Here is a 7,534-nt window from a genome sequence, read left to right on the forward strand (position 1 = left end):
GCCATCTACAGCCCTGAGCTGCTGCAACTGATGCGCGAGAAAATGCAGGAGGCGGAAAAGCTGGCCGAGCCTTTGCGCAAAAAAAACGCGCTTTCCAGCAAGGAAAAACTCTGGCTCGACCGCATCGCCTTCACCCGGATGAGCTGCGATTTGACCAATTTGTATTTGGACATGGTCAGAGCCGCAGCTGCGGAGATTGACTACGCCAAAGCGGTCAAGCTGGGCGAGCAGGCCTTGGTCATCCGCGAGAAGCTGACAGCGATGAACGGCATTTTCACCACCTACAAAGGCATGAACGTGGAGGAAAACGGTTATGCTTGGTGGCCGGGCGAAGTCAGGCAATATCGGGAGCTGCATCAGTTCATCAATGGCGACAAAGGCGAGCTGCTGCTGAAGCTGCCGCTGGAATGGGCCTTCCGCCGCGATCCGAACAACATTGGCATCAAAGAGAATTTCGCCGCCGCGCCGCTTGATCTGACCTTCTGGAATGCCAACAAAGGCACCTATTCCCTTGATCTGCGCAAAGACTATCCGTCTTCAGAATGGGAAATGCTGCGCACAGATCTCTACATGCAGGCGCAGGGCGTGCACAATCCTGACCGGCAGAGCTACACCGGTTTTGCCTGGTATCGGACTGAAGCCGAGATTCCTGCGGGCAAGGAGAAGGACAAGCTGCGTCTCCGCTTTCCAGGCTTGTTCAATGAATGCCGACTGTATCTGAATGGCGAGGAAATCGCGCATCGCGAGATCGACAAGCTCTGGTGGAACAACGACTACCGCTTTGAATGGGACGTTGACCTGAGCGGCAAGATGAAACCAGGAAAAAATGTCCTTGCCCTGCGGGCGGATGTTCGGCATCATTACGGCGGCATGTTCCGGCGGCCTTTTATTTATGCGGCCAAAGAATGAGCGGCGATTCCTTCCGGCCCGGCTGGAGTTTTTCTTTACAGGATGATTCAAACCATGAACTTGCAGGATGATTTGCGGCAGCGGCTGGCGCACAAGCCTGTGCTGCTGATGACCCATTTGGTGCTCGGCTATCCTTCTTTATCTGTCAACCGCGAAGTAATCCGGCAAATGGCGGAAAACGGCGTGGACTGCATCGAATTGCAGATTCCTTTTTCCGAACCGATGGCTGACGGCCCGGTGATTCTCAAAGCCAATCAGGACGCGCTGGCCGCAGGAATCAAGGTGCGCGACTGCCTCGCTTTCGCCGCTGAGATGGCGAGGGAATTCCCGCAGGTCAACTTTCTTTTCATGACCTATTACAATATTGTTTTCCGCTTCGGGCTGGAGGCGTTCATCCGGCAGGCGGCGGAAAGCGGCATGAAGGGATGCATCATTCCCGATCTGCCGCCGGAAGAGGGCGGCGAATATCTGCGCCTGAGCAAAGAAAGCGGTCTGGCGGCGGTCATGTTTTTCACCCCGACTTCCACGGACGCGCGGATGCGGGAAGTCGCCAGCCAAGGCGGCGGCTTCATCTACTGCGTGGCCCGCAAAGGCGTGACCGGCGAGCGCACCGAAATGGACAGCAATCTTGCCGATTATCTGTCCCGCTGCCGCAAAGCGACAGAACTGCCGCTGGCTGTCGGCTTCGGCATCGCCAGCCGCGAGGACGTGGGCATGCTGGAAGGCAAGGCCGACATGGCGGTGATCGGCACAGCCACCATCAAATTGGTTGACCGCGAAGGCGCGGCTGCGGTCGGGCCGTTCATACGTTCGCTGGTTGGGAATTGAGAAAGCCCGCCTGATTTTCCGGCTGAAATGCAATCAAGCCCTGAAGCTGTTCTCAAAAACGCCTTCGGCTACGACAGCTTCCGCCCGCTCCAGCGCGAAGTCATTGAAAACGTGCTCGCTCGGCAGGACAGCTTGGCGATCATGCCGACTGGCGGAGGCAAATCGCTCTGCTATCAAATCCCGGCCCTGCTTTTCAACGGCCTGACGGTTGTGGTTTCGCCGCTTATCGCCCTGATGAAAGACCAAGTTGAGCAGCTGCGGGCCGCAGGTGTTCCTGCTCTGTTCCTCAACAGCAGCCTTTCGCCCGAAGCCTACAGCGAAAACATGGCCAGCATCCGCAACGGACAGGCAAAGCTGCTTTATGTCGCGCCCGAAACCCTGCTTTCCCCGCGCATTCTCAGTCTGCTTGCCGAAGTGCAGGTGGATTGTCTGACTATTGATGAAGCGCATTGCATCTCCGAGTGGGGACATGACTTCCGGCCTGAATACCGCCAGCTGGCTGACGTGCGCCGCCGCTGGCCGGAAGCGGTCTGCCTCGCGCTGACAGCGACCGCCACCCCGCGCGTCCGCGCCGACATCAGCAGCAGTCTGGGTCTCACCGCAGCAAACGAGTTTGTCGCCAGTTTCAACCGCGAGAATCTCTTCATCGAAGTCGCGCCCAAGCGGGACGGTGAGAGCCAGCTTGCACGCTTTCTCGAACGCTTCAAGGAGCAGTCCGGCATTGTCTACTGCTTCTCGCGCCGCCAAGTGGATGAATTGAACGCATATCTCGCCCAGCTCGGCTGCTCGGTTCGGCCTTATCACGCCGGGCTGGACGACACTGTCCGCAGCCGCAATCAGGAGGATTTCATCCGCGACAATGTGCAGATCATGGTGGCGACCATCGCCTTTGGCATGGGCATCAACAAGCCGAACGTGCGTTTCGTTGTCCACTACGATCTGCCTAAAAGCATTGAAGGTTATTATCAGGAAATTGGCCGCTCCGGTCGGGACGGCCTGCCTGCGCACTGCCTGCTGCTCTACAGCTACGGCGACGCGGCCAAACTGAAGTATTTCATCAATCAGAAGGAAGGCGACGAACGCAAGGCCGCTGTCCAGCAGCTGGATGCGATTGTCCGCTATGCCGAAGACCGGCGCAATTGCCGCCGCAAGCCGCTGCTGGCCTATTTCGGTGAGCAGTTTTCTTCTGAGAACTGCGGCAATTGCGACAACTGCAATGCCGAAGCCCCGGTTTTAGAAGACATAACCATTCCGGCGCAGAAGTTCCTCTCCTGCGTCTTCCGTGTCGGCGAGCGTTTCGGCGCGGCGCATGTCGCTGATGTTCTGCTCGGCTCAAAAAATGAGAAGGTGCTGCGCTTCGGGCATGAGCAGCTTTCGACCTACGGCATCGGCAAGGAATTGAGCCAGAAGCAATGGCTGTTCTTGGCCCGGCAATTGGCGCAGCTGGGTTTTCTCAATCAAGACGCTGAACACCGCGCTCTGAGCCTGACCGAAACCGCCCGCGCCGCGCTCAAAAACCGCGCCAAATTCTTTGGCCAGCTGCACGAGGCAGAGCCTTCGGCACGCTCAGACTCTGGCAAAAGGCAGGAAATCGAACACGACCAAACCCTTTTCGCCTTGCTACGGGCCAAACGCAAGGAACTCGCCGATGCCGACGGCGTACCGCCTTACGTCATCTTCTCTGACCGCACGCTGATTGAAATGGCGGCGTATTATCCGCAGTCGCGCCAGTCGCTGCTGGGAATTTCCGGTGTCGGGCAGGTCAAGTTGGAAAAATTTGGCGGCGCGTTTTTAGGTATTATCATCCCGTATTGTCAAGAAAACGCCCTCGCTGAAAAAATCCGCGAGCCGGAAAGGAGAAAAGCCGCCAAGAAGGCAGAGTCAGGCTTGGGAAGCCGCACCACATTGATCGGCGAGGCCTACAACAACGGGGGTTCACTCGAAAGCCTGATGGAACGGCATCAGATAAAGGCCGGAACGATCCTTGATTACGTGACAAAATACGCCTTGGCGGGCAATCCGCTGCGGCAAAGGGAAGATTTGCTGCCGTTGACAGCCGCGCCCGCAGAGCAGCAGGCAGCTTTGGCCGCGTTTGAGGAATTGGGCGCGGAATATCTCAAGCCGGTGTTCGAAAAGCTGGACGGGCGGGTCAGCTATGAGGATTTAAGAATCCTGCGGCTGCGCTGTCTGGCGCGGTGAAATGCGCCCTGTGCCGCAGGGTAGACTGCGCATGTCTCACATGAGGCAAAGGAGGCTGCATCTGGGGCATGTCAGCCCTGCTTCGCCGCATGTGCGGTATGACTTGCCGCAAAAATGGTGATGCGCACATAAAAAAAGGCCGCAGCCAGAGCCGCAGCCTTTTTTGCGCTCTTGCGCCGCTTGGGCATCAGCCGCCGATCAGCGCAGCCTTGTACGGGTTGGCGAAGAGCAGGATGAAGGCGATGACCAGACCGTAGATGGCGATGGACTCGATCAGGGCCAAGCCAAGGATCATTGCCGTGGTGATCGGCCCTTTGGCCTCCGGGTTGCGGGCGATGCCGTTGCACGCGCTCTCCACACCGCGTCCCATGCCGAAGCAGGCGGCAAAGCCGGTCACGCCGATTGACATCGCGGCTGAAAAGCAAACCAGCGCAAGGTGCATTTTGTCCATTTCAGATTTCTCCAGAATAAGTTGTTGAAAGATTGGCCTTCTTCTCCGCGAACGGAAATTTGCTCAATGGGCGTGCTCCATCGCACCGACGCAGTAGATTACCGACAGCAGCACAAAGACCACGCCCTGAATGATTGACACAAGCACGCCGAGGCAGAGGATGGGCAGCGGCGCGAAATAGGCCCCGGCAAGCGTGAACAGCACTCCCAGCAGCACCTCCTTTGCCATGATGTTGCCGAAGAGACGCATGGAGAGCGAGATCAGGCGGGCGAAGTTGGCGATCAGCTCCAGCATCATCATCAGCGGGGCAATAAGGAGGATCGGCCCCATGAAATGCTTGTAATAGTGCCAGCCGTGCTGACGGAAGCCGAGATAATGATGGAAGAGCCAGACAATGATGGTCATGGCCAAGGTGATGTTGAGGCTGGAGGTCGGCGACATGAAGCCGGGCAGCAGGCCGATCATGTTGGCCAGCACGATGTAGATGAAGAAGGTTGCCAGCACCGGGAAAAGCACCCGCGCCTTCTCTCGGCCCATGTGCTCGGCAAAGAAATCCATCAGCCCGCCGATCAGCGCTTCCCAGAAATTTTGGCCAGTACCTGGCACCAGCTCCAGCTTGCCCAAGGTCAGCTTGGGCACGACAAAGAGGAAGGCCATCAGCATCCAGCTGTAGGTCAGATACGGAGCGGTCAGCTTCTCCAGAAAGGTTGCTCCGATCGGTCCGTGCGGCACCGGCAGTCCGATCCAGTTGAGAATCACCGAGATGAAAAGTATTGGATGCTCCATGACCTATGCTCCTTTCGCGTGATAAAAATCCATCAAACCCCTGATGAGGACAACGCCGATCACGCTGACCATCACCGTGGACAATCCTGCAAGCAAACCTGGCAGATGCAGATGCACGCTCATGCCCAAAGCAGCCAGCAGAAGAGCCAGCATGAGCAGGCGCAGATAAAATTTAAAGGCAAAGCCCGCCGCAGGGTTCTGCGTGCCAATCCGGCTGACTAACTGCATCATCGTCCGTTTCAGCAGAAGAAAGCTGCCGAGCGACACTGTCCCGCCGAGCAAGGCTGAAACGGCGAACTGGCTGCTGAACCAATATCCGCCGCCCAAGGCAAGCAGCAGAATGAAAAGCAAGCTGCATTGCTCAATCCGGCGCAAGAGGATGTAATCATCCTCCTGCTTCTGCTCCGCCTCAGTTGTCATCTTTGGCGATTTTCCTGCTTAACTCCCAGAGATGCTTGAAACCCGCCGCGATGCCGAAACCAAGAAAGATGAAACTCAGCCACGGCGCGGTGCGGCCCGCAAACACCTTGTTGTCCAAATACCAGCCGAAACCAAAGCCGATCAGCACAGAAAGAGCGAAGGTCATGCCGCTCTGGCTGTAGATGGCCAGATCAAAAAGAATGCCCTTGTCTTCTTTCTTCGGCTTCTGGTTCAAGGGGCAAGTCAACTTGATAGCACGGCAGCGCGACAAACGCAAGTCTTTTCTATGCCTTCGCCAAATTTGCCAGCGAGGCGGCGGTTGCGTCCAGAGCCTTCTGCAAATGCGCCCGGTCATGGGCGGCAGAAATGAAGGCCGCTTCAAACTGCGATGGTGCTAACCAGATGCCGCTTGCCAGCATGTTGCGGAAATGCTGGGCATATCGTTTGGCATCCGCCTTCATCGCCGAATTGAAGTCCGTCACAGGCACTTCGGTGAAGAAGCAAGTCATCATCGAGCCGATGCGGTTGAGCACGGTCGGTACCGGGGTCGCCGCGCCAATTGCCGCCAATTTTTCCGCAAACCACGTGCTCTTCTCCTCCAGCTCCTCATAAAAACCCGGTCGCCGCACCACCTTGAGCATTGCCAGCCCGGCGGCCATCGCCAGCGGGTTGCCGGAGAGAGTGCCTGCCTGATACACCGGCCCGTCCGGCGCGACTAAGTCCATGATTTCCTTCTTGCCGCCATAGGCACCAACCGGCAGGCCGCCGCCGATGATCTTGCCGAGACAGGTCAGGTCGGGCAAAATGCCAAAACGCTCCTGCGCCCCGCCGAGTGCCAGCCGGAAGCCGGTGATGACTTCATCGAAAATCAGGACAATGCCCAGCTCGGCAGTAAGTTCGCGCAGCTTGCGCAGGAAGGCCATTTCCGGCACAATCACACCCATGTTGCCTGCCACCGGCTCGATGATCACGCAGGCAATGTCCAACGTGACATCACGCAACGTCTTTTCCAGTATTTCTATATTATTGTACGGAATAGACAGGGTGTTTTTGACGATATCCTCCGGCACGCCGGGGCTGCCGGGAATGCCGAGGGTGATCACCCCAGAACCCGCTTTGACCAAAAAGGAATCCGCATGGCCGTGATAACAGCCGTCAAATTTGACAATCACCTTGCGCCCGGTGTAGCCCCGCGCCAGCCGCACCGCGCTCATCGTGGCCTCAGTGCCGGAGCTGACAAATCGCACTTTTTCGATGGACGGCACGGAATCACAGACCAATTCGGCCAGCTCGACCTCCAGCGCGGTGGGCGCGCCGAAGCTGGTGCCGCCGGGCACGGCCTCATGAATCGCCTTGACCACTTCGGGATGGCCGTGACCCAGAATCATCGGCCCCCAAGAGCCGACAAAATCAATGAATTCATTGCCGTCCGCGTCGGTGATCGTGCAGCCCTGCGCCTTGGCGACAAAAAGCGGGTCGCAGCCCACAGATTTGCAGGCCCGCACGGGCGAGTTCACGCCGCCGGGGATGACTTGGCAGGCTTTGGCGAAAAGGGCGGCGGAGTTCTGGGTTTTCATGAGCGATTTTCGGTCGTTGGTGCTGGTTCAAATGATTCCGGGCTTTGCGTCTTGAACTGTCAGGCCCATCTATGGTAAGCTGCACGGGCAAGACAGTTCTGAATCAAAGGCTTGCAGCGGCGGACTTTCTGCGCCGACGCAGCCCGGTTGACTATAGCATCTTGCCTGTTTTTCTGCAAAAGCAAAAAGAGGCGGGAGAGGCTTTCCTTGGGGCAAGAGCCTGTTATAGCTGGAGCAGAAGAGCATGATTCCGCCGCCTGCCTCCTGTCCTTTCGGGCGCGGCGGGAACCCCATGATCCTGAGGAGCTTCCTCCCTGCGGCCTGAATGACAGCTCAGGGTCATGTTTATGACGCTCCGGCTGTA

Annotated in this window: 8 protein-coding genes; 3 read left to right on the forward strand and 5 right to left on the reverse strand. The window is 57.6% G+C overall.

Annotation, left to right across the window (positions count from 1 at the left end):
* The 3 genes from ACNKID_RS08925 to recQ form a co-directional block, all read left to right on the forward strand.
* Window positions 1–909, forward strand: a 909-nt coding sequence (locus ACNKID_RS08925) for a sugar-binding domain-containing protein (RefSeq protein WP_417913085.1), incomplete at its 5' end; no start/stop codon positions are given.
* 54 nt (window positions 910–963) lie between these two features.
* On the forward strand, window positions 964–1,737 hold the full coding sequence (trpA, locus tag ACNKID_RS08930) for a tryptophan synthase subunit alpha (RefSeq protein ID WP_417913086.1): 774 nt from the start codon (window positions 964–966) through the stop codon (window positions 1,735–1,737).
* A gap of 27 nt (window positions 1,738–1,764) precedes the next feature.
* Window positions 1,765–3,936: a DNA helicase RecQ gene (gene recQ, locus ACNKID_RS08935; protein WP_417913087.1), complete on the forward strand. Its 2,172-nt coding sequence runs from the start codon at window positions 1,765–1,767 to the stop codon at window positions 3,934–3,936.
* 187 nt (window positions 3,937–4,123) lie between these two features.
* Here recQ and atpE read toward each other — a convergent pair whose 3' ends face one another.
* The 5 genes from atpE to hemL all read right to left on the reverse strand — a co-directional run bounded on the left by atpE (window position 4,124) and on the right by hemL (window position 7,170).
* Entirely contained in the window at window positions 4,124–4,387 is a 264-nt protein-coding gene (gene atpE, locus ACNKID_RS08940; protein ID WP_417913088.1) for an ATP synthase F0 subunit C, read from the reverse strand.
* 63 nt (window positions 4,388–4,450) lie between these two features.
* Entirely contained in the window at window positions 4,451–5,173 is a 723-nt protein-coding gene (gene atpB, locus ACNKID_RS08945) for a F0F1 ATP synthase subunit A (protein ID WP_417913089.1), read from the reverse strand.
* A gap of 3 nt (window positions 5,174–5,176) precedes the next feature.
* The gene (locus ACNKID_RS08950) at window positions 5,177–5,593 is read right to left on the reverse strand and encodes an ATP synthase subunit I (RefSeq protein WP_417913090.1); all 417 of its coding nucleotides are present in this window, start codon (window positions 5,591–5,593) and stop codon (window positions 5,177–5,179) included.
* On the reverse strand, window positions 5,583–5,828 hold the full coding sequence (locus ACNKID_RS08955; RefSeq protein WP_417913091.1) for an AtpZ/AtpI family protein: 246 nt from the start codon (window positions 5,826–5,828) through the stop codon (window positions 5,583–5,585). Before ACNKID_RS08955 ends, ACNKID_RS08950 begins: the two co-directional genes overlap by 11 nt.
* 49 nt (window positions 5,829–5,877) lie before the next feature.
* Window positions 5,878–7,170: a glutamate-1-semialdehyde 2,1-aminomutase gene (gene hemL / locus ACNKID_RS08960; protein WP_417913092.1), complete on the reverse strand. Its 1,293-nt coding sequence runs from the start codon at window positions 7,168–7,170 to the stop codon at window positions 5,878–5,880.
* Window positions 7,171–7,534 lie beyond the last annotated feature (364 nt).

Origin of the sequence: Candidatus Electronema sp. TJ (assembly GCF_048287355.1) — a bacterium.
In the GTDB taxonomy this organism is placed as follows: Bacteria; Desulfobacterota; Desulfobulbia; order Desulfobulbales; family Desulfobulbaceae; genus Electronema.